General features: G+C 70.7%; 20 protein-coding genes. 5 read left to right on the forward strand and 15 right to left on the reverse strand.

Features of this window, described 5'->3' with window-relative positions:
* The 7 genes from DW309_RS15475 to relB form a co-directional block, all read right to left on the reverse strand.
* A partial coding sequence (locus DW309_RS15475) for a PfkB family carbohydrate kinase (protein WP_240753261.1) occupies window positions 1–444 on the reverse strand: 444 nt, incomplete at its 3' end.
* Complete coding sequence (locus DW309_RS15480) at window positions 437–1,813, reverse strand: NtaA/DmoA family FMN-dependent monooxygenase (protein WP_136036595.1); 1,377 nt, start codon at window positions 1,811–1,813, stop codon at window positions 437–439. The genes DW309_RS15475 and DW309_RS15480, both read right to left, overlap by 8 nt.
* 104 nt (window positions 1,814–1,917) lie before the next feature.
* Window positions 1,918–2,766, reverse strand: a complete 849-nt coding sequence (locus DW309_RS15485; RefSeq protein WP_136029600.1) for an ABC transporter permease — start codon at window positions 2,764–2,766, stop codon at window positions 1,918–1,920.
* Complete coding sequence (locus DW309_RS15490; RefSeq protein WP_136045887.1) at window positions 2,759–3,556, reverse strand: ABC transporter ATP-binding protein; 798 nt, start codon at window positions 3,554–3,556, stop codon at window positions 2,759–2,761. The genes DW309_RS15485 and DW309_RS15490 overlap by 8 nt, the downstream gene beginning before the upstream one ends.
* Window positions 3,556–4,659 (reverse strand): ABC transporter substrate-binding protein, encoded by a 1,104-nt coding sequence (locus DW309_RS15495; RefSeq protein ID WP_240753263.1) that lies wholly within the window; start codon window positions 4,657–4,659, stop codon window positions 3,556–3,558. Before DW309_RS15495 ends, DW309_RS15490 begins: the two co-directional genes overlap by 1 nt.
* Before the next feature lie 202 nt (window positions 4,660–4,861).
* Entirely contained in the window at window positions 4,862–5,989 is a 1,128-nt protein-coding gene (locus DW309_RS15500) for a DUF6226 family protein (RefSeq protein ID WP_136045889.1), read from the reverse strand.
* Window positions 5,990–6,011: 22 nt separating this feature from the next.
* On the reverse strand, window positions 6,012–7,463 hold the full coding sequence (gene relB / locus DW309_RS15505; protein ID WP_136045890.1) for a type II toxin-antitoxin system RelB family anti-toxin: 1,452 nt from the start codon (window positions 7,461–7,463) through the stop codon (window positions 6,012–6,014).
* Window positions 7,464–7,594: 131 nt separating this feature from the next.
* Here relB and aceA point away from each other — a divergent pair, with 131 nt between their 5' ends.
* The 3 genes from aceA (at window position 7,595) to DW309_RS15520 (ending at window position 11,130) form a co-directional block, all read left to right on the forward strand.
* On the forward strand, window positions 7,595–8,920 hold the full coding sequence (gene aceA / locus DW309_RS15510) for an isocitrate lyase (RefSeq protein WP_136029610.1): 1,326 nt from the start codon (window positions 7,595–7,597) through the stop codon (window positions 8,918–8,920).
* A gap of 27 nt (window positions 8,921–8,947) precedes the next feature.
* Window positions 8,948–10,603, forward strand: a complete 1,656-nt coding sequence (gene aceB, locus DW309_RS15515) for a malate synthase A (protein ID WP_136045891.1) — start codon at window positions 8,948–8,950, stop codon at window positions 10,601–10,603.
* 92 nt (window positions 10,604–10,695) lie between these two features.
* The gene (locus DW309_RS15520; protein ID WP_136045892.1) at window positions 10,696–11,130 is read left to right on the forward strand and encodes a hypothetical protein; all 435 of its coding nucleotides are present in this window, start codon (window positions 10,696–10,698) and stop codon (window positions 11,128–11,130) included.
* 167 nt (window positions 11,131–11,297) lie between these two features.
* Here DW309_RS15520 and DW309_RS15525 read toward each other — a convergent pair whose 3' ends face one another.
* On the reverse strand, window positions 11,298–11,816 hold the full coding sequence (locus DW309_RS15525) for an Lrp/AsnC family transcriptional regulator (RefSeq protein ID WP_136045893.1): 519 nt from the start codon (window positions 11,814–11,816) through the stop codon (window positions 11,298–11,300).
* A 107-nt stretch (window positions 11,817–11,923) separates the two neighbouring features.
* Between DW309_RS15525 and ald the strand changes: the two genes are divergently transcribed.
* Complete coding sequence (gene ald / locus DW309_RS15530) at window positions 11,924–13,015, forward strand: alanine dehydrogenase (RefSeq protein WP_136028944.1); 1,092 nt, start codon at window positions 11,924–11,926, stop codon at window positions 13,013–13,015.
* 81 nt (window positions 13,016–13,096) lie between these two features.
* A complete protein-coding gene (locus tag DW309_RS15535; protein WP_136028942.1) occupies window positions 13,097–14,296 on the forward strand; it encodes a pyridoxal phosphate-dependent aminotransferase in 1,200 nt (399 codons plus the stop codon).
* A 73-nt stretch (window positions 14,297–14,369) separates the two neighbouring features.
* Here DW309_RS15535 and DW309_RS15540 read toward each other — a convergent pair whose 3' ends face one another.
* The 7 genes from DW309_RS15540 to DW309_RS15570 are packed head-to-tail and all read right to left on the reverse strand — an operon-like array spanning window position 14,370 to window position 19,343.
* Window positions 14,370–14,774 (reverse strand): VOC family protein, encoded by a 405-nt coding sequence (locus DW309_RS15540; protein WP_136028939.1) that lies wholly within the window; start codon window positions 14,772–14,774, stop codon window positions 14,370–14,372.
* 30 nt (window positions 14,775–14,804) lie between these two features.
* A complete protein-coding gene (locus DW309_RS15545; RefSeq protein WP_136045894.1) occupies window positions 14,805–15,935 on the reverse strand; it encodes a UDP-N-acetylmuramate dehydrogenase in 1,131 nt (376 codons plus the stop codon).
* Window positions 15,932–16,333, reverse strand: coding sequence for a MaoC/PaaZ C-terminal domain-containing protein (locus DW309_RS15550; RefSeq protein ID WP_136045895.1), 402 nt, complete (start codon window positions 16,331–16,333; stop codon window positions 15,932–15,934). Before DW309_RS15550 ends, DW309_RS15545 begins: the two co-directional genes overlap by 4 nt.
* Complete coding sequence (locus DW309_RS15555; protein WP_136028932.1) at window positions 16,333–16,791, reverse strand: FAS1-like dehydratase domain-containing protein; 459 nt, start codon at window positions 16,789–16,791, stop codon at window positions 16,333–16,335. Before DW309_RS15555 ends, DW309_RS15550 begins: the two co-directional genes overlap by 1 nt.
* A 46-nt stretch (window positions 16,792–16,837) precedes the next feature.
* Window positions 16,838–17,575, reverse strand: a complete 738-nt coding sequence (locus DW309_RS15560; RefSeq protein ID WP_136028931.1) for a GntR family transcriptional regulator — start codon at window positions 17,573–17,575, stop codon at window positions 16,838–16,840.
* Window positions 17,572–18,504, reverse strand: coding sequence for a PfkB family carbohydrate kinase (locus DW309_RS15565; RefSeq protein WP_168387301.1), 933 nt, complete (start codon window positions 18,502–18,504; stop codon window positions 17,572–17,574). Before DW309_RS15565 ends, DW309_RS15560 begins: the two co-directional genes overlap by 4 nt.
* Window positions 18,501–19,343 (reverse strand): carbohydrate ABC transporter permease, encoded by an 843-nt coding sequence (locus DW309_RS15570; protein ID WP_136045897.1) that lies wholly within the window; start codon window positions 19,341–19,343, stop codon window positions 18,501–18,503. The genes DW309_RS15565 and DW309_RS15570 overlap by 4 nt, the downstream gene beginning before the upstream one ends.
* Window position 19,344 lies beyond the last annotated feature (1 nt).

The following is a 19,344-nucleotide window of genomic DNA, read 5'->3' on the forward strand; positions in this document are numbered from 1 at the left end:
CGCCGACACCGCGGGCACCGGCACCTCGAGCTGCGCCAGCACGACGGCGGCGCCGGAGACCGCGGCGACCGCATCCTCCGTCGACAGCTCCGCGTTCGCGCCGGCCGCGACGATGATGCTGTTGTCGCCGCCCTCCAGCGCCAGCACGTGCGCGACCCCGGTCGGGGCGGTATCCGAGCGGCGCAGGGCCGAGGTGACCCCGGCGTCGACGAGCGTGCGCTCCAGCAGCCCGGCGCCCTCGTCCGTCCCGACCACACCGCAGAACCGCGTCGGCGCGCCGCTGCGGGCCGCGGCGACCGCCTGGTTCAGACCCTTGCCGCCCGCGAAACGGCCGCCGGCGCGGCCCAGCAGTGTCTCGCCGATGCGCGGGGGGCGCGACACCTCGACCACCAGATCGAGGTTCGCGCTCCCCACGACAGCGACGCCGGACAGCTCGTCAGACACGCGCCATCGACCGGCGGTACGTCGAACCCACGTGCGACTCGGCCAGGGCGGGCGTCGGGGTTCCCATCAGCCGCTCGCGCAGCGACTGCGGCTCGTCGGACGGCTCGGCGATCGCGCCGCGCTCCTTCAGGATCGGCAGCACATGCTCGATGAAGTCCTTCGTGGACGCCGGCGGGATGACCGGGGCGAACAGGAAGCCGTCGAGGTCGGCACCGTCGGCGAGCGCGATCATCCGGTCGGCCACCTGCTCCGGGGTGCCGACGAGCGGGCGGGCGCCGACGCCGTGCGCGTGCCAGTCGCCCAGCACGTCGCCCACGGTCTTGTCGGCGAAGCGCGCGACCTGGGTCTGCGACAGCTCCGTGCTCAGCTCCGACATGGGCGTGCTCGGGTCGTACGACGACAGGTCGAGGCCGGTGAACCAGGCGTAGGAGGCGACCGTGACCTCGGGGTTCTGGGCGTCGGCGACCTCGGCGTACGTGCGACGAGCCTCCTCCTCGGTGCTGCCGACGACGGCGGCGAACGCGGACATGATCTTGACCTCGTGCGCGGCGCGGCCGTTCTTCACGGCCTCCTCGCGGATCGCGGTCGCGTGGCCGCGGAGCTGCTCGACCGAGCCGCTGCCGACGAAGATCGCCTCGCCGTGCTTGCCGCCGAACTCGCGGCCGGCCGGAGACGCGCCCGCCTGGAACAGCACCGGGGTGCCCTGCGGCGAGCGCTGCGTGTTGCCGTAGCCGTGCGAGCGGAAGTACGGGCCGTCGTGCGCGATGCGGTGCACCTTGGCCGGGTCGGCGAAGCGGCCGGACTTGTCGCGCTCGAGCGCCCCCTCCTCCCACGCCTGCTCCCACAGCTTGTACACGACCTGCATGAAGTCGTCGGCCATCAGGTAGCGCTCGTCGTGCCCGACCATCGGCACCCCGAAGCCCTGCACGGCGGTGTCGGCGGTGCCGGTCGTGACGACGTTCCAGCCGATGCGCCCGCCGGACAGGATGTCGAGGCTGGCCATGCGCCGCGCGAACGCGTAGGGCGGCTCCAGCAGCGTCGACCCGGTGGCGACGAGTCCGAGGCGCGTGGTCTGCGGAATGAGAGCCGCGAGGAGCACGGCGGGGTCGAGTCGCGGCAGGTCGAGGCCTTCGATCGAGCAGATGTCGGGACGCTCGCCCGCGACGTCGGCCCACCCCCACGCGTCGGCGAGGAACAGGAAATCGAAGCCCGCGTCCTCCGCCATGCGCGCGGTGTCGCGCCAGTAGTCGAGTCGGTCGAAGAGGTAGCGCCCGTTGTCCGGGTGGCGCCAGGTCGCAGTGCCGGAGTCGTTCGCCTGCGCGTTCTCGAAGAGGCCGAGGCGCAGCTGCTTCACGGGGTGATCGGTCATGGCGGGTGCCTTCCTTGTGGGTGGGTGGTGTCGTCGTGGGGTGTCCGGGCACGCCGGGGGAACCCCGGGGGCGGGGGCGCACCCCCGGGGCGGGTGGGGCCGGGTCAGCCCTTGGCGGTGACCTCGCCGTCGCTCCACCACAGGACGCGCTTGCGCACGACCGCGAGGAGCACGATCAGGAGCACGCCGAGCAGGCAGAGCAGCGCGATGCTGGCCCAGGTGACGGGGAGGTTCGCCTGTGCGGCGGAGGTGGTGACGAGCGAGCCGAGGCCGGCCTGCTGCCCGGCGGCGACGAACTCCGCGACCGCGGCTCCGACCACGGCCAGCGGCAGGGCGATCCGCAGCCCGGCGAAGACGTAGGGCATGCTGCCCGGGAATCGCAGTTCGCGGAAGATCTCCCACCGCGAGGCGTGCAGGGTCTTGAACACGTCGAGCGCCTTCTGGTCGACGTCGCGGAGTCCGGCGAGCGAGTTGACCAGCATCGGGAAGAACACCACCAGCCCGGTCACGATGAACTTCGGCACCATGCCGAAGCCGAACGCGACGACCAGCGCGGGGGCGATCGCGACGATCGGCGTGACCATCACGATGATCACGAGCGGCATGACGGCCCGTTCGATGATCTGGAACTCGGCCATCACCACCGCCAGCAGGAACCCGGCGAGGATGCCGGCCGAGGCGCCGACCACCACTTCGAGCAGCGTCACCAGGAAGTTCGACCAGTACATGCCCGCGTCGTCGACGAGGCTTCCTCCGATCGCCTCCAGCGTGGGCAGCACATAGGGGTTGGTCCATGCGACGATCTGCCACAGCAGCGCCGCGATCACGAAGGTGATGAGGGTGGGCAGCCACGATCCCCAGCGCAGCCACGACGGGACGCCGCGGCGGGGGGTCTCGCGCAGGCGCGCGGTGGCGAGGGTGGCGGTGGTGTCTCTCATGGTCAGCTCAGACATGGGCCTTCTCCGTCTGCGCGCGCAGCGCACCGCGCACGACTGCTTCCAGGTCGCGGAACTCGTCGGTGGCGTACGCCTCCTCGGTGCGGGGCCGCGGCAGGTTCACGTCGATCACCTCGGCGATGCGCCCGGGGTGGGCGGCCATCACCACGATCCGGTCCGAGAGCATGATGGCCTCGGGCACGGAGTGCGTGACGAACATGACGGCCTTGCGGTTGGACTGCCAGAAGTCCAGCAGGGCGATGCGCTGCAGATCGCGGTTCATCTCGTCGAGGGCCGAGAACGGTTCGTCCATCAGCATGATCGCCGGGTCGAACACGAAGGCCCTGGCGATCGCGGCGCGCTGCTGCATGCCGCCGGACAGCTGCCCGGGGTACTTCTTCAGGGCATGCCCGAGGCCGAAGGTCGACAGCAGGTCCGCGGGGTCGCGGAGGGCGCGGTCGCCGTTCGCCCCGCGGTTGATCCGCACGGGGAGCTCGACGTTCTCGCGCACGGTCTTCCACGGAAGCAGGGCGGGCGACTGCGGCACGAGGCCGATCTTCTTGTCGCGGGATGCCGCGGTGACGCTCTCGCCGTCGATGGTCACGGTGCCCGAGTCGGCGTCGAGGAGCCCGGCGACGACCTTGAGCAGCGTCGACTTGCCGCAGCCGCTCGGGCCGATCACCGACACGAACTCGCCCATGCCGATCGTGAGGCTCACGTCGTCGAGCACGGTGACCTTGGCTCCGTCGACCCCGAACGACTTCGAGACGTTGCGCACTTCGACGCCGGCGCCCGTGGCCGCGGTCATCACTTCGCCGTCCAGATGAGCTCGTCGCCGTCGTAGAGGTCGGCCACCAGGTCGGGGTCCATCATGTCGGCGATCGCGGGCAGGTTCTTCACGTCGCCGTACTCCTGCACGATCTCGTACTCGGGCTCCCACATGGCCTCGGTCTGCACGCCGGGGTTGCCGCCCGCGCTCTCACGCACCCAGGCCGACTCGACTTCCCACGTGCGGGCGAGCTGGTCGCGCGGGAACGCGGCGCCCTGGCCGTTCTCCTCCGCCAGCTCGGCGAGCATGTCGATGCACTCGTCGGACTCGTCGAGGCAGAACTGCAGTGCCTTGAGGCTCGCGCGCAGGAAGTCGGCGGCGACCTCGCGGTGCTCGTCGAGGAAACGCGAGTTCACCTCCATCACGTTGTAGGTGCCCTCGACGCCGAGGTCGGACGGCAGGAACTCGCTGAACGGGAGGTCCTGCGCCTTGAGGGTCTGCGGCTGGTTGGAGGCGTAGCCGACGATCGCGTCGACCTGCTCGCGCACGACCACGGTGGGGTCGTAGTTGGTCATCTTCACCATCTCGACCTTCGACACGTCGACGCCGGCCTCGTCGAGCATGGCCGAGGCGATGGGCGTGAGGTTGATGAAGTAGCCGAGCGAGCCGCCCTCGAGGTCGGTGAGGTCCTCGAGCTTCTCGTTGCCGAAGATCGAGAACGGCGGGGTCGTGCCGTAGGTCGCGACGGCCGTGAGGTTCTTGCTGTTGGCGGCGGCGAGCATCACGTCGGACGCGGAGCCGAGGGCGGTGAACTGCGCCTGACCGGAGGCGACGAGCTGCTGTCCGTTCGCGCCGGAGGCGTTGATCTCGACATCGAGGCAGAGGTCGTCGAAGTAGCCGAGCTCCTTCGCGAGGAACACGTCGAGCTGCCCGGCGCTGGCGGAGTAGCCGTAGCCGGAGATGTAGGTGATGGTGCCGGCGTCCTGGTTGCGCTGGCAGGCGTCGGATCCGTCTGCGCTCGTGGGGGCGGTATCGCCGCCCGGCGTCTGCGCGGAGCATGCTCCGAGCGTCAGCGTGGCGGCGAGAACGCACGTCAGGGTGGCAGTGGTGCGGAATCGGGTTTCCGCAGAGGAAGTAGCCATGAGGGTCCCTTCTCGGCCGTTCGTCATTGATGGCTCGATGAAAGTAACATAGTCAATCTTGACTAAGCAAGATCAAACTAAGTTCGCCCTGCACGATCGGGCGACGGGCGCACGACTCTCCCGACCGTCGCGTCGTGCACGCGGAACACCGTCGTGCATACGGGGCACGAACGGGCGGAGGTGGGGCCGGGGTCGGGCGGGGTCAGGCAGGGAGGGAGCGGAGCGGCCAGGCGGGCCACCAGCCGTCGTCGAGCCCGCGCAGCAGGGCGGCCGCGCGCTCTCGCGCCTCGGCGGGCATCTCCGGCGCAGGACCGGAGCTGCTCTCCCGCCGCTCGCCGTCCGGCGACCGGATCTCCGTGTACAGCCACGCACGGCGACCCACGGGGTACTTCTCCCGGAAGCCCCCGGCGGCGACCGACAGGACGATCCGCTCCAGTTCGTCCGCCGCGGTCTCGGCGGTCTCGTCGCAGGCATCGCAGATGCACGACGGCACGATCGCGTGGAAGTGGGCACCCGCATCGATGCGGACGGAGGGAACGCCCGGCGTGATCGTGATCTGCGCACCGCGCGCCGGTTCGAGCACGACGTGCTCGGTTCCGCCCTCCCCCCTTTCTCGCCGCACCTCGACCTCGTACTCGCGACGGAGGTGCTCGATGAGCGCGTCGACCACGAGGGACAGCGGTGCGAAGCGCTCCGGGTGGGATTCCCGGGAGTACGACTCCTCCGGCGCGATGCCGTCGGGCCAGCGGTGCCCGTAGGGGGTTCCCTCGCCGCGGTCGTCGTGGAAGGTCAGGATCGGGAGAGCAGGCCGGACATACGCGCGCGCCGGGACGACGACGACCGCGGGAGCCGAATCCTCCGCGGACAGCGCCCTCATCTCCGCATCATCGATGTCGTCCTGCTCCCACGGAGCGAGCATCTGCAGGAACGCATCCCGCTGGCCGGGCTGCTGCACCATCCCCTGCACGAGACCGGCGACCGGGATCGAGAGGGTGTTGGTCCCGATCTCCGGCTCACTCGTCATCCGCCATGTCGCGGCCGGGTGCACGACCGCGATGACGTTCCCCACGAACCGCGCCGCCCCCGCGGCCAGCGTCTCGCTCTCGAGGACCTCAGGATGACCGGCGACGAAGTCCCACGTCGCCCCGAGATCGACGGCGAGCAGCGCGGGGTCGACCTCGTGGCCCCGCGCGAACTCGGCGAAAGGCTCGAAGCCGTCGACGAACCGGACCGGCCCCGGAGCATCCGCCTGCGGGGGCATCCACAGGACCGCGGCGGCACCCGCCTCGGGCATCGGGCCGAGGGGACCGGGGAAGACAGCACTGCTCATCGACCGAGCGTACCGAGCGGGGTCACCGCGGCGCGTGGGCCTCCAGGAACTCGTACACGTCGGTGGTGTCCACGCCGGGGAAGGCGCCGGTGGGAAGGGTCGCCAGCAGCGTGCGCGGGGTCTTCACGTTGGGCCACGACTGTTCGCGCCACCGCTCCTCCAGCTCCGCGGGGGCACGGCGGCAGCACACCTCGACCGAGTGCTTCGAGACGCCGCGGTGCGGGGTGTCGCGGCCCACGAACCACTTCGTGTCGTCGAACCGCACCCCCACGCTCACGGAGTGCAGCCCCTCGCTCGACGCCTCGACCCGGGCCGTGCACCAATAGGTCCCGTTGCCCGTGTCCGTGTACTGGTAGTACGGGTTGAAGCGGTCGTCCTCGTCGAACACGACCCGCGAGGTCCACCGTCGACAGCACAACTGTCCCTCGATCGCGCCCAGCCGATCGGTCGGGAAGTTCACGTCGTCGTTCTCGTACGCCTTGGTGATGGTGCCCGACTCGTGCACCTTGAGGAAGTGCACCGGGATGTCGAGGTGCCGTGTCGCGAGGTTGGTGAAGCGGTGCGCGGCCGTCTCGTACGACACGGAGTAGGCGTCGCGGAGGTCCTCGATCGAAATCGCGCGCCGCTGCTTCGCGTCCTTGAGCGTCGGCACGACGTGAGCCTCCGGGATGAGGAGGGCGCCCGTGAGGTAGTTCGTCTCGACGCGCTGCCGCAGGAACTCGGCGTAGCTGCGCGGCTCGGCGTGCCCGAGGATCCGGCTCGAGAGCGCCTGCAGCACCGCCGTCCGCGCATCACCCTTGGCCGGGACGCTGCTCGACAGGTAGAGCCGTCCGTGGGCGAGATCGGCGACGCTGCGGGTGGTCTGCGGCAGGTCGGGGGCGTAGTGCAGCGTGAAGCCGAGGTAGGCGGCGATCTCCGAGGCCGTCCGCTGCGTGAGGGGTCCGCCCGGGTGCCCCACCGCGGCGAGGATCTCCGACGCCTTGGCCTCCAGGTCGGCGAAGTGGTTGTCCTGCCTCCGCATCAGGTGCCGCAGCTCCACGTTCGCCCGCCGCGCCTCCTCCGGCGTGGCCGCCCGCTCGTCCCGCAGCCGGTCGATCTCGCCGTGGAGCGCGAGCATCGCCTTCAGCGCGTCGGTCGGCACGGTCTTCGCGATGCGGAACGGATCGATGCCGAGCGCCCGGAACGTCTGGCCCTTCATCGCCCGCTCCAGCGCGACCTCCAGGCTGCTGCGCTCGTCGAGCGGCTCGCCCTCCAGCAGCGCGTCGATCGTGACCCCGAGCGCTCGCGCGATCGCCTGGAGCTGCGAGAGCTTGGGCTCGCGCTTGCCGGTCTCGATCATCGACAGCTGGCTGGGAGCGCGGTCCACCGCCGTCGCGAGCTCTTCGAGGGTCATCCCCTGAGCGGTGCGCAGCTGACGGATCCGTCGCCCGATCGTGAGGGCGTCGGTGTCTTCTGCGGCCTCGGTGCTGGTCATGGCGGGGATTCTGTCACGAAAACAGAAAGAAGGGCAAATTTCTCCTTCGATCGGCCGAGAAGAGCGCCGAAGTTCACACAGAGTGGAACCACGCCACCGGCACCGACGCCGGTTCCATCCGAGGAGACACCATGACGAACACCGCATCGAACCCCACCCCGCGCCCCGCCGGCCTGCGCGCCGGCGACCAGGTTCAGACGGCAGCGGAGCTCCAGGAGATCTGGGACACCGACCCTCGCTGGGACGGCGTCGAGCGCACCTACTCCGCCGACGACGTCATCCGCATCCGCGGCTCGGTCCGCGAGGACGCCACCCTCGCGCACCGCGGCGCCGAGAACCTGTGGAACCTCCTGCACACCGAGGACTACGTCCGCGCGCTCGGCGCCTACACCGGCGGGCAGGCCGTGCAGCAGGTGCGGGCCGGGCTCAAGGCCATCTACCTCTCCGGGTGGCAGGTCGCCGCCGACGGCAACCTCGCCGGGCAGACCTACCCCGACCAGTCGCTCTACCCCGCCAACTCGGTGCCCGCCGTGGTCCGCCGCATCAACAACGCGCTGCTCCGGCAGGACCAGCTCGAGCACGCCGAGGGCGAGATCACGCAGGACTGGCTCGCCCCGATCGTCGCCGACGCGGAGGCCGGATTCGGTGGGCCTCTCAACGCCTACGAGCTCGCGCAGTCGCTCATCCAGGCCGGCGCCGCCGCGATCCACTGGGAGGACCAGCTCGCGAGCGAGAAGAAGTGCGGTCACCTGGGCGGCAAGGTGCTCGTCCCCACGCAGCAGCACATCCGCACGCTGAACGCGGCGCGACTCGCGGCCGACGTCGCCGGGGTGCCGACCGTGATCATCGCCCGCACCGACGCCCTGGCCGCCGACCTGCTCACGAGCGACGTCGACGAGCGCGACCGGGAGTTCACCACCGGCGAGCGCACGACCGAGGGGTTCTACCGCATCCGTCCCGGCATCGAATCGGTCATCAGCCGTGGGCTCGCCTTCGCGCCCTACGCCGACCTGCTGTGGGTCGAGACCGGTGAGCCCGACATCGAGCTCGCCCGGGAGTTCGCCGCGGCGATCCACGCCGAGTTCCCCGGCAAGCTCCTGGCCTACAACTGCTCCCCGAGCTTCAACTGGAAGCGCCACCTGTCGGACGCCGAGATCGCGACGTTCCAGCAGGAGCTGGCCGACCTGGGCTACAAGTTCCAGTTCATCACGCTGGCGGGCTTCCACGCCCTGAACCACTCCATGTTCGACCTCGCCCGCGGCTACGCCGAGCGCGCCATGAGCGCCTACGTCGAGCTGCAGGAGGCCGAGTTCGCCGCCGAGGCCGACGGCTACACCGCCACCAAGCACCAGCGCGAGGCGGGCACCGGCTACTTCGACGTGATCTCCACCGCGCTCAACCCCGACAGCGCGACCCTGGCCCTCGCCGGCTCCACCGAGGCCGCCCAGTTCCACTGATCCCCACCTCTGCAAAGGATCCGCATCATGACCACTCCCACCGCTCCCCCGACCACCGCCCCGATCCCGACGACCCGGCAGGGACCTGCGATCGAGGTCACCGGACCGATCCGCGACCGCTACGACGAGATCCTCACCCCCGCGGCGATCGCCTTCCTCACCGAGCTGCACCACCGCTTCGCCTCTCGCCGCCACGACCGCCTGGCCGACCGCCTGCGCCGCCGCTTCGAGATCGGCAACGGCCACGACCCGCGCTTCCGCGACGACACCGCGCACATCCGCGCCGACGCCGACTGGCGCGTCGCGGGTGCCGGGCCCGGGCTGGAGGACCGCCGCGTCGAGATCACCGGGCCCACCGACCCGAAGATGACCATCAACGCCCTCAACTCTGGCGCCCGCGTCTGGCTCGCCGACCAGGAGGACGCCACGAGCCCCACCTGGAAGAACGTGATCGAGGGGCAGCTGTCGCTGCGCGACGCCATCCGCGGCGAGCTGTCCTTCACCTCCCCCGAGGGCAAGGAGTACCGCGTCACCGCCGAGCGCACGCCCACGATCGTGATGCGCCCGCGCGGCTGGCACCTGCCCGAGAAGCACATCGGGTTCATCGACCGCGCCGGCCGCCGCACCTCGGCCTCCGGCTCGCTGGTCGACTTCGGCCTCTACTTCCTGCACAACGCGCAGGCGCTGATCGACGGCGGCCGCGGGCCGTACTTCTACCTCGCCAAGCTCGAGTCCAGCGAGGAGGCGAAGCTGTGGGACGACGTGTTCTCCTTCAGTGAGGAGTACGTCGGGATCCCGCACGGCACCATCCGCGCGACCGTGCTGATCGAGACGCTGCCCGCCGCGTTCGAGATGGACGAGATCCTGTACGAGCTGCGCGACCATTGCGCGGGCCTCAACGCCGGTCGCTGGGACTACATCTTCTCCATCATCAAGAACTACCGCGGGCGCGGAGCCCGGTTCGTGTTGCCGGACCGCAGCGAGGTGACGATGACGGTCCCGTTCATGCGGGCGTACACCGAGCTGCTGGTGCAGACGTGCCACAAGCGCGGGGCCTTCGCGATCGGCGGCATGAGCGCCTTCATCCCCAACCGCCGCGATCCCGAGGTCACGGCGCGCGCGGTGGAGAAGGTGTCGGCCGACAAGAAGCGCGAGGCCGGCGACGGCTTCGACGGCACCTGGGTCGCCCACCCCGACCTCATCCCCACGGCGCAGGCCGAGTTCGACGCGGTGCTCGGCGACCGTCCGAACCAGGTCGACCGGCAGCGCCCCGAGGTGCACGTCACTCCCGAGGACCTGCTCGACCTGCACATCGGGCGGCCGATCACCGCACAGGGCGTGCGCGACAACGTGTCGGTCGCGATCCGCTACCTGGAGGCGTGGCTGCGCGGGCTCGGAGCGGTGGCGATCGACAACCTCATGGAAGACGCGGCGACCGCCGAGATCAGCCGGTCGCAGGTGTGGCAGTGGATCCACCAGGACCGCACGACGCAGGACGGCACCCCGATCACGGCCGAGTACGTGAAGGGGCTGATCGCGGAGGTGCTGGACGGGGTGGACCGCCGCGACGGGGACCGCTTCGACGACGCGGCCGAGGTCTTCCGCGAGGTCGCCCTGCAGGAGGAGTTCCCCGCGTTCCTCACCCTCGGCGCGTACAGCCGCTTCCTGATCGACGAGGACTGAGCGCGGGACACGGGTGCCGCGGGTCGAGAGGCCCGCGGCACCGGTGCGTCCGCCGCGGCCCCGGGCGTCCGGTGCGGGCGTAGCCTGGACCCATGAGCGACGTGTGGACCGGCATCGCCGAGGAGTTCCTGCACCTGTATCCGCGCGGCCGCCGGCTGTTCGCGGTCGCGGGAGCCGATACCGAGCGGTCGCGCCTCGCCGCCGATGCGCTCGCCACCGCGCTCACCGCCGCGGACCAGACGGTGGAGCGCGTGCACCTCACCGCGGTGGACGAGACGGCGCTGCGTGCCCTCATCATCACACCGTTCCGCACCGGCAGTGCGGACGGCACCATCCTGCTCGTCTCCGGTCCGGCCGCGGTGGTGTCGCCCACGGCGCGTGGCCTGTGGAACTCCGTGCTCTGGCAGCTCGCCGGGGAGGAGCCGCCGCACACGGCCGCGAACGCCCTGGTCGACCTCACGGATCCCGCGCACCCCGCCCGCCGCTTCGCGGACTACTGCGCGGTGCCGTCGTCCTTCGAGACCTGAGTCCCCGGTTCGTACGGCGGGGATCAGACTTCGCCGGGTTCCGCGTCGAGGCGTCACACCGTTCGAGGCACTCGTGCTGGGCTACGGCAACCTCGACGACGCACTGGTGGAGGAGGCCGCAGCACGGCTCGCCCTGGTCCTCCGCTCCGTGCGCTCCTGACCCCCGATCAGTGGAACGGCGCGGCCACGGAGTTGCGGTGGTAGTCGAACACGATGCTCGTGCGGGTCGAGGCGACGCTGCTCTGCGCCGACAGGTGCTCCAGGACGAACTCGCGCATCTCCGACGAGTCCGCGACCGCGATGTGCAGCAGGAAGTCGTCGTCGCCGCCCAGGAAGAACACCTGGATCACCTGCGGCAGGGCGCGCACCCGGTCGGCGAACTCCATGATGCTCTCGCGCCGGGCGCTCGGGCGCAGGCTCACGCCGATGATCGCCTGGAGTCCCGCGCCCAGCTGCCGCTCGTCGACGCTGGCGTGGAAGCCGGTGATCACGCCGCGGTCGACGAGGGCGCGCAACCGGGCGTGCGCGGTGGAGGGCGCGACGCCGAGGCGCGCCGCGAGCTCGGCGTTGGTCATGCGGCCGTCGACGGTGAGCAGCTGCACGATGCGGGCATCGGTCTGGTCGAGCGCCGGTGCCCGAACGCTGTTCGGCTCGGGGGCGGAAGACGTGGTGGCCATACGAAGCATTATTCAGGATTCTCGCGATGGCCGAATTGCCTTCATCAAATCTGTCCCTTCCTCGACGTTTCTGCGATTCTGGTCTGCGCCTACGCACCCCGAGACCAGGAGGATCGATGAAGATCGGCGTCCCGACCGAGATCAAGAACAACGAGAACCGCGTCGCCCTCACTCCCGCGGGCGCGGATCGCCTGGTGCACGAGGGCCACCGCGTGCTCGTGCAGTCGGGGGCCGGCATCGGCTCCAGCATCGCCGACGACGACTACCGCGCGGCGGGCGCCGAGATCGTCGACTCCGCCGAAGAGGCCTGGGGCGAGGCCGACCTGCTCATCAAGGTCAAGGAACCCGTCGCCGCGGAGTACGGCTTCCTGCGCGACGATCTCACCCTGTTCACCTACCTGCACCTGGCCGCCGACCGCCCGCTCACCGACGCCCTCGTGGCCGCGGGGACCACGGCCGTCGCGTACGAGACGGTGCAGCTGCCCGACCGATCGCTTCCCCTCCTCGTCCCCATGAGCGAGATCGCCGGACGCCTCTCGGTCACCATGGGCTCGTACTCGCTGCTGCGGTCGCAGGGCGGCCGCGGCATGCTGCTGGGCGGGATCGCCGGGACACCGCGCGCCAAGACGGTCGTCATCGGCGGCGGCGTGGCCGGAGAGCACGCGGCAGCCAACGCGCTCGGCCTCGGCTCGAAGGTCACGGTGGTCGACATCTCCCTGCCGCGCCTGCGCGAGCTCGAGCACCGGTACGGCGGCGCGCTCGAGACCCGCGCGTCGAGCCGCTACGACATCGCCGAGGAGCTCGCCACGGCCGACCTCGTGATCGGCTCGGTGCTGATCCCCGGGGCGGCCGCGCCGAAGCTCGTGACCGACGACATGGTCGCCGGGATGAAGAAGGGCTCGGTGCTGGTCGACATCGCGATCGACCAGGGCGGCTGCTTCGAGGGCTCGCGGCCCACCACGCACGACGACCCCACCTTCGCGGTGCACGACTCCATCTACTACTGCGTCGCGAACATGCCGGGAGCGGTTCCCACGACGGCGACCCGCTCCCTCACCAACGCCACGCTGCCCTACGTGTCCGCGATCGCGGGCAAGGGCTGGGAGCGCGCGGCCGCCGAGGACGCGGCGCTGGCGAAGGGGCTCAACGTCCAGGGCGGACGCATCACGCTCGAGGCCGTCGCCCGCGCCCACGGCCTCGCGGACTGACCTTCCCGACCCGAAAGAACCGCGGATCTTGGCCGGTCTCCACATGTCGACCGCCGTGGCGACGCGAGTACGCTCGTAACCGTGACCGAACGCGCTCCTCTCTCCCGCAAACTGTCCGCCATCGCCGAGTCCGCGACGCTCAAGGTCGATGCCAAGGCGAAGGCCCTCAAGGCCGAGGGCAAGCCCGTCATCTCGTATGCGGCGGGCGAGCCCGACTTCGCGACGCCGCAGTTCATCGTCGACGCCGCCGCCGAGGCCCTCGCCGACCCGGCCAGCTACCGCTACACCCCGGCCCCCGGACTGCCCGCACTGCGCGAGGCCATCGCCGCCAAGACGCTCCGCGACTCGGGACTCGAGGTGTCGCCCAGCCAGGTCATCGTCACCAACGGTGGCAAGCAGTCGGTGTACCAGGCCTTCCAGGCCGTCGTGAACCCGGGCGACGAGGTGCTGCTGCCCGCCCCGTACTGGACCACGTACCCCGAGGCCATCCGACTCGCTGACGGCACGCCGGTCGAGGTGTTCGCGGGCGCCGACCAGGAGTACAAGGTCACGGTCGAGCAGCTGGAGGCGGCGCGCACCGAGCGCACCACCGTGCTCGTGTTCGTGTCGCCGTCGAACCCCACCGGCTCGGTGTACACGGCCGAGGAGACGAAGGCCATCGGCGAGTGGGCCGTCGAGCACGGCATCTGGATCATCAGCGACGAGATCTACCAGAACCTCACCTACGAGGGCGTGAAGGCCACGTCGATCGTGGAGGCCGTGCCCGAGGCCGCGAACCAGACGATCCTCGTCAACGGCGTCGCCAAGACGTACGCCATGACCGGGTGGCGGGTCGGCTGGATGGTGGGCCCGGCCGACGCGATCAAGATCGCCGGCAACCTGCAGTCGCACCTCACCAGCAACGTGAACAACGTGGCGCAGAAGGCGGCGATCGCGGCGCTCAACGGCCCGCAGACCGAGGCCGAGCAGTTCCGCGAGGCGTTCGACCGGCGTCGTCGCCTCATCGTGTCGGAGCTGTCGAAGATCGACGGCCTCGTGGTGCCCAACCCGCTCGGCGCGTTCTACGTGTACCCCGATGTGCAGGGCCTGCTCGGTCGCACGTGGGGCGGGGTGACCCCGACCACGTCGCTGGAGCTCGCCGACCTCATCCTCGACCAGGCCGAGGTCGCCGTGGTGCCCGGCGAGGCGTTCGGCCCGTCCGGCTACATCCGCATGTCGTACGCGCTCGGCGACGAGCAGCTCCTCGAGGGCGTGCAGCGCCTGCAGCGACTGTTCTCCTGACCGACACCCCGAGACCCGCCCCGCCGCCCCCGGCCGGGCGGGTCTCGTCGTCTGTCCCGGTGCTGCGGGCGGGTCAGTCCTCGGGGTGGAAGCCGATGAGCCAACGGATGCCGTAGCGGTCGACGAGCGTTCCGTCGTGGTCGCCCCACGGCCGCCGCTGCAGCGCATCGATCACGCGCCCGCCGGCGGCGAGCTCACCGAACCAGCGCGTCAGGGTCGCCGCATCCGCCGTTCCGAGGAGCGACAGGAACATGCCGCTCATCTGCACCGCGTCGTCGTCGGCGCCCGCATCCGCTCCGGCGAGCTCGACCGGGCCGCCGCTGAGCTGCCCGTGCGCGACGGCGTCACCAGGACCGTCGTGGCGACCGGCCTGCGCGTAGTCCATCAGCTGCAACTCACCCCCGAACACGTCGCGGTAGTGGCCGAGAGCTTCGGCGGCGGTGCCGGGGAACAGCAGGTACGGGATCAGTCCACTCATGCGGCGAGTGTACGACGCGGGTCGGACGCCCTAGAGGTCGACGCCGAGCAGCACCGGCTCCGGCTGCAGCACCAGCCCGAACTCGGCGTGCACGCGGCTCTGGATGAACCGCGCCAGCTCCGCGACCTCCGCCGCGGTCGCCCCACCGCGGTTGGTGAGGGCGAGGGCGTGCTTGGTGGAGACCGAGGCGCGCGACCGCGGGAGCTTGAAGCCCTTGCGGATACCCGCATGTTCGATCAGCCAGGCCGCGCTCACCTTCACGTCGGGCGCCTCGGCCCTGGTCGGCGGCACGTACCCGTCGTACGACGCGAGCGGGATGACCGTCACGGCGTCGAGGTCGGGGGCCACCGGCCAGCGCGGGCACTCCGGGGGCAGCGTGCGCGCCTGCGCAGCCGTCACGATCGCGTTCTGGAAGAAGGAGCCGACGCCGTGCGTGTCGGGGTCGTGCTCGTCGAGCAGCATGCCCTTCGACCCGCGGGTCGCCAGGATGCGCTCCCGCACCCAGGTCAGCGGCACCGGCGCGTCGTCGGTCAGCCCGAGCGCGCGACGCAGCTGCTCACCGCGCACCACCCGCTCCCCCGCGACCAGCAGGTCGACCGTCACCGACAGGATCACGGCGCGGCGCTGCGGCTCGCTGCCGTGGTGATGCTTGAGCACCGAGGTGCGGAAGCCCAGCCCGAGCTCCGCCGCGGGCACGGTCGAGATCTCACCCGTGGACTCGTCGATCAGCTCGACCTCGACCAGCGTCTCCTGGATCTCCTGGCCGTAGGCGCCGATGTTCTGCACGGGAGACGCACCGACGGTCCCCGGGATGCCGCTCATTGCCTCTAGGCCCGCGTACCCGTGCTCGACCGCGTAGGCGACGAGGTCATCCCAGCCGTGGCCCGCCTGCACGCGCAGCCGGATACGACCCGCATGCGGCGAGTGGAGCTCCTCGATCCCGGTCGTGCGGACGCGGATGACGGTGCCGTCGAACGGTTCGTCTCCCACGAAGAGGTTGGAGCCGCCGCCCAGCACCAGCCACGGGTCGCCCCGCTCCCAGGTCTCGCGGAGCGCCTCGACGAGACCCTCGGTCGTGGTGGCGTCGAACATGCGCTCGGGGGCGCCGCCGGTGCGCAGCGTCGTGAGCTCGGCCAGCCGCAGGGGTTCGACCTCTCTCATCGGACGGCGACGCGCAGCTGCGCCTTGACGAGCACGCTCGTGTCGTCGAACGTGACCTTCAGGTCGATCCGCGCGGTGTCGTCGTCGACCGCGCCGACCGTCGCCGCCACATGGATGTCGGCACCGTCCACCGGGTCGACCACGACGGGCTTGGTGAAGCGCACGCCGTAGTCGACGATGCGGGTGGCGGGGTCGAGGGCGGCCACGACCACCGACGAGGCGATGCCCATCGTGAGCATGCCGTGCGCGAGCACGCCGGGGAGCCCGACCGATGCGGCCACGTCGTCGCGGTAGTGGATGGGGTTGAAGTCTCCGGAGGCACCGGCGTAGCGCACCAGGGACTCGCGGGTGAGGTGCACGGTGCGCTCGGCGACCACGTCTCCGACGGTGAAGCCCATCAGGCGTCCTCTCCCTCTTCCGCGCCGACGAGCAGCACGGTGGTGGCGGTGACCACGTGCGCACCCTCGTCATCGACGATCTCGGTCTCGCTCGTGATCATGGCGTTGCCGCCCATCATGCGGATGCCGGTGACCCGCAGCTGTGCGGTGAGCTCGTCGCCCGCCACGATCGGCCGCGAGTAGCGGAACCGCTGCTCCGCGTGGACCGTGCGCGACAGCTCGATCCCGGCGTTCTCGTCGCCCAGCAGCTGCTGGAGCGTGAGGTCCTGGATCACCATCGCGAAGGTCGGCGGGGCGACCACGTCGGCGTAGCCGGCTGCGCGGGCCGCCTCGACGTCGGTGTGCTGCGGGGCGTCGGCGAAGACGGCGCGCGCGAACTCGCGCACCTTCTCCCTGCCGACCAGATAGGGGGCGGTCGGCGGGAACTCCCGGCCGATCAGATCTTGGTTGACTGCCACCCCTCGATCCTACCGAGGGGGTGGACACCGGACGCCCTCGCGACCGTCAGTCCTTCGATCGCGCCACCATGTTCAACGTCATCCGGCTGGGGACGACCTTCACCCGGGAGGTGTGCACGATCTCGCCGGAGCGGTCGAGAGCACGCTTGCGGATGACGATGAGCGGATCGTGCTCGGGGCGCGCGAGCCACTCCGCTGTCTGCGCGTTCGTGAACCCCACGTCGATCTCGCGGTACATCTCCGAGAACTCCACGCCGTAGACGTCGCGGAGCACCTGGTAGGTGGAGGTGTCGTCGCGGATGTGCCGGTCGAATTCGGGGAAGCGGGTGAGGGAGTACCGGCTGTCGTCGATGGACAGCGGGATGTCGTCGAGGGCGAAGACGCGCACGAGACGGAACACCGGGTCACCCACCTGCACGCCGAGACGGCGCGCGCGCTTCTCGTCGGCGGGGACGGTCTCGGCGCGCATGATGCGACGGGACTTGACGCCGTCGGCGACGACCGTGTCGGCGAATCCGCCCAGCGTCATGGCTCCGATCACTTCGCGGCGCGGCGCCACGAACGTGCCGCGGCCCTGCTGCCGTCGCACGATGCCGAGGCTCTCCAGATCGGCGACCGCGCGACGCACCGTGATGCGACTGACGCCGAAGCGTTCGCACAGCTCCGGCTCGGACGGCAACCGCTCCCCTTCGCCGTAGGTGCCCGCGTCGATCTCGCGCAGGAGCAGCCCGCGGACCTGCTCGTGCAGCGGCGTCGAGCCCACCCCCGGCGACAGCTGAGTCACGTCGAAGCCCTCCTCTCCGGCGCCGGATAGTGGCGCAGCATCTGCGCTCGCGCGTCGTCCCCGGCATGCACAGGGTATCCGAAGGCACCGCGCAGGGTGCAGGCGAGCGCCCCGCTCGTCGCGGCGACGTCGAGGCAGTCGCCGAGGTCGGCGCCGGCGGCCCGCGCCGCGAGGAACCCGGTGAGGAACGCGTCGCCCGCGCCGAGGGCGTCGACCGCGGTGACCGGGCGGATGCCGGTGCGATGCACGGACTGCGCGTCGAAGGCGAGGGATCCGCGGGCGCCCAGGGTGACCACGGCCGACCCGATGCCGCAGCGCACGGCGTAGCGGCCCAGTTCCTCGACCTCGGCATCGGAGAGTCCGCCCCCGGAGAAGAAGCCGACGTCGACGTGCGGTGCCGTGCTGCGGATCACCTCGGGTGACGCGTCGTCGGAGTAGTCGAACGACACCCGCGTCCCGCGCTCGGCGATGGCGGGCAGCTCCGGCTCCAGCGACGAGTACACCGACGTGTGCACGCGGGCGAAGCGGGCGAGATACTCGTGGTCGACCTCGCTCAGCCGCAGCCGCAGCTCGGATTGCACCCCGCCGCGGTTGGAGGCCACGAAGCGCCGGTCGCCGTCGTCGTCGAGGGCGACGAACGCCATCCCGTTGGCGCCGTGCACACGACGGACCCGGGTGGCGTCGACGCCGATCTCGTCGAGCACGCCGCGCACGTGGTCGGCGAACCGGTCGTCGCCCATGATGCCCACGAACGCGGCGCTCCCCCCGAAGAACAGCCGGCTGTAGGCGGCTACGTTCAGGGCGTTGCCCCCGGGATAGGCGAGGTCCTCGTGCAGGTAGCAGTCGAGAACGTTGTCACCCACGCCGACGAGCGAGGGCGGGGGCACCGCGGCGAGCGCGGTGCGGAGGTCATCCGCGTCCATGGTCATCCCTTCACGCTCCCCGCCGCGACGCCCGCCACGAAGTAGCGCTGCAGTGCGAGGAACAGCACCACGATCGGGAGGGCGGCGATCGTCAGTCCTGCCAGCAGCACCCCCCATTCGGTCGACAGCGAGTCCCGGAACGACATCAGTCCGGCGGGAATGGTGCGCAGCGCATCGGCGTCGATGTAGACGATCGCGAAGAGGAACTCGTTCCAGGCGAAGTAGCCCGTCAGCACGGCGGCCGTGGTGAGCACCGAGGCGCTCAGCGGCAGGTAGACGTGGCGGAAGACGCCGAACGAGCGGCAGCCGTCGATGGTCGCGGCGTCCTCCAGCTCGCGCGGGATCCCGAGGAACACCGACCGGATGAGGAGGATCGCCATCGGCAGCCGGAACGCCACGTAGGGCAGGATCATCGCCCAGGAGGTGTTCAGCAGGCCCATCGCGTCCAGCAGCCGGTACAGCGGGATCAGGCTCACCTGCGGTGCGACGACCAGGCCGCCCATGGCGACGATCAGCACGATGTTCGCGATCCGGCTCGACAGTCGCACCATGCCGTACGCGCACAGTGCCGCGATCGCCACCGTGGCCACCGTGGAGACGATCGTGACGACGACCGAGTTCACGAAGTAGTCGGAGATGCCGCGGTCCCAGGCGGCCGCGTAGTTCTGCACGAGCCAGACCGACGGCAGTCCCCAGGGGTCGGTGAAGATCTCGGACGACGACTTGAACGACGAGATGACCATCCACAGCAGCGGGTAGGCGATCACGACGGCGTAGATCACGAGGACGAGGTGGACGGGGACCTGGCGGAGACGTTCCGCCGGACGGAGCCGGGTGCCGCTCATC

The sequence above is a fragment of the Microbacterium sp. K41 genome (assembly GCF_004794395.1).
Taxonomy (GTDB): Bacteria; Actinomycetota; Actinomycetes; order Actinomycetales; family Microbacteriaceae; genus Microbacterium; species Microbacterium sufflavum.

Bases quoted from the DNA above. Each gene is read 5' to 3' on its own strand.
- DW309_RS15480 (WP_136036595.1), bottom strand. From the start codon at position 1,813: ATGACCGATCACCCCGTGAAGCAGCTGCGCCTCGGCCTCTTCGAGAAC.
- DW309_RS15485 (WP_136029600.1), bottom strand. From the start codon at position 2,766: ATGTCTGAGCTGACCATGAGAGACACCACCGCCACCCTCGCCACCGCG.
- DW309_RS15490 (WP_136045887.1), bottom strand. From the start codon at position 3,556: ATGACCGCGGCCACGGGCGCCGGCGTCGAAGTGCGCAACGTCTCGAAG.
- DW309_RS15495 (WP_240753263.1), bottom strand. From the start codon at position 4,659: ATGGCTACTTCCTCTGCGGAAACCCGATTCCGCACCACTGCCACCCTG.
- DW309_RS15500 (WP_136045889.1), bottom strand. From the start codon at position 5,989: ATGAGCAGTGCTGTCTTCCCCGGTCCCCTCGGCCCGATGCCCGAGGCG.
- relB (WP_136045890.1), bottom strand. From the start codon at position 7,463: ATGACCAGCACCGAGGCCGCAGAAGACACCGACGCCCTCACGATCGGG.
- aceA (WP_136029610.1), top strand. From the start codon at position 7,595: ATGACGAACACCGCATCGAACCCCACCCCGCGCCCCGCCGGCCTGCGC.
- aceB (WP_136045891.1), top strand. From the start codon at position 8,948: ATGACCACTCCCACCGCTCCCCCGACCACCGCCCCGATCCCGACGACC.
- DW309_RS15520 (WP_136045892.1), top strand. From the start codon at position 10,696: ATGAGCGACGTGTGGACCGGCATCGCCGAGGAGTTCCTGCACCTGTAT.
- DW309_RS15525 (WP_136045893.1), bottom strand. From the start codon at position 11,816: ATGCTTCGTATGGCCACCACGTCTTCCGCCCCCGAGCCGAACAGCGTT.
- ald (WP_136028944.1), top strand. From the start codon at position 11,924: ATGAAGATCGGCGTCCCGACCGAGATCAAGAACAACGAGAACCGCGTC.
- DW309_RS15540 (WP_136028939.1), bottom strand. From the start codon at position 14,774: ATGAGTGGACTGATCCCGTACCTGCTGTTCCCCGGCACCGCCGCCGAA.
- DW309_RS15545 (WP_136045894.1), bottom strand. From the start codon at position 15,935: ATGAGAGAGGTCGAACCCCTGCGGCTGGCCGAGCTCACGACGCTGCGC.
- DW309_RS15550 (WP_136045895.1), bottom strand. From the start codon at position 16,333: ATGGGCTTCACCGTCGGAGACGTGGTCGCCGAGCGCACCGTGCACCTC.
- DW309_RS15565 (WP_168387301.1), bottom strand. From the start codon at position 18,504: ATGACCATGGACGCGGATGACCTCCGCACCGCGCTCGCCGCGGTGCCC.
- DW309_RS15570 (WP_136045897.1), bottom strand. From the start codon at position 19,343: ATGAGCGGCACCCGGCTCCGTCCGGCGGAACGTCTCCGCCAGGTCCCC.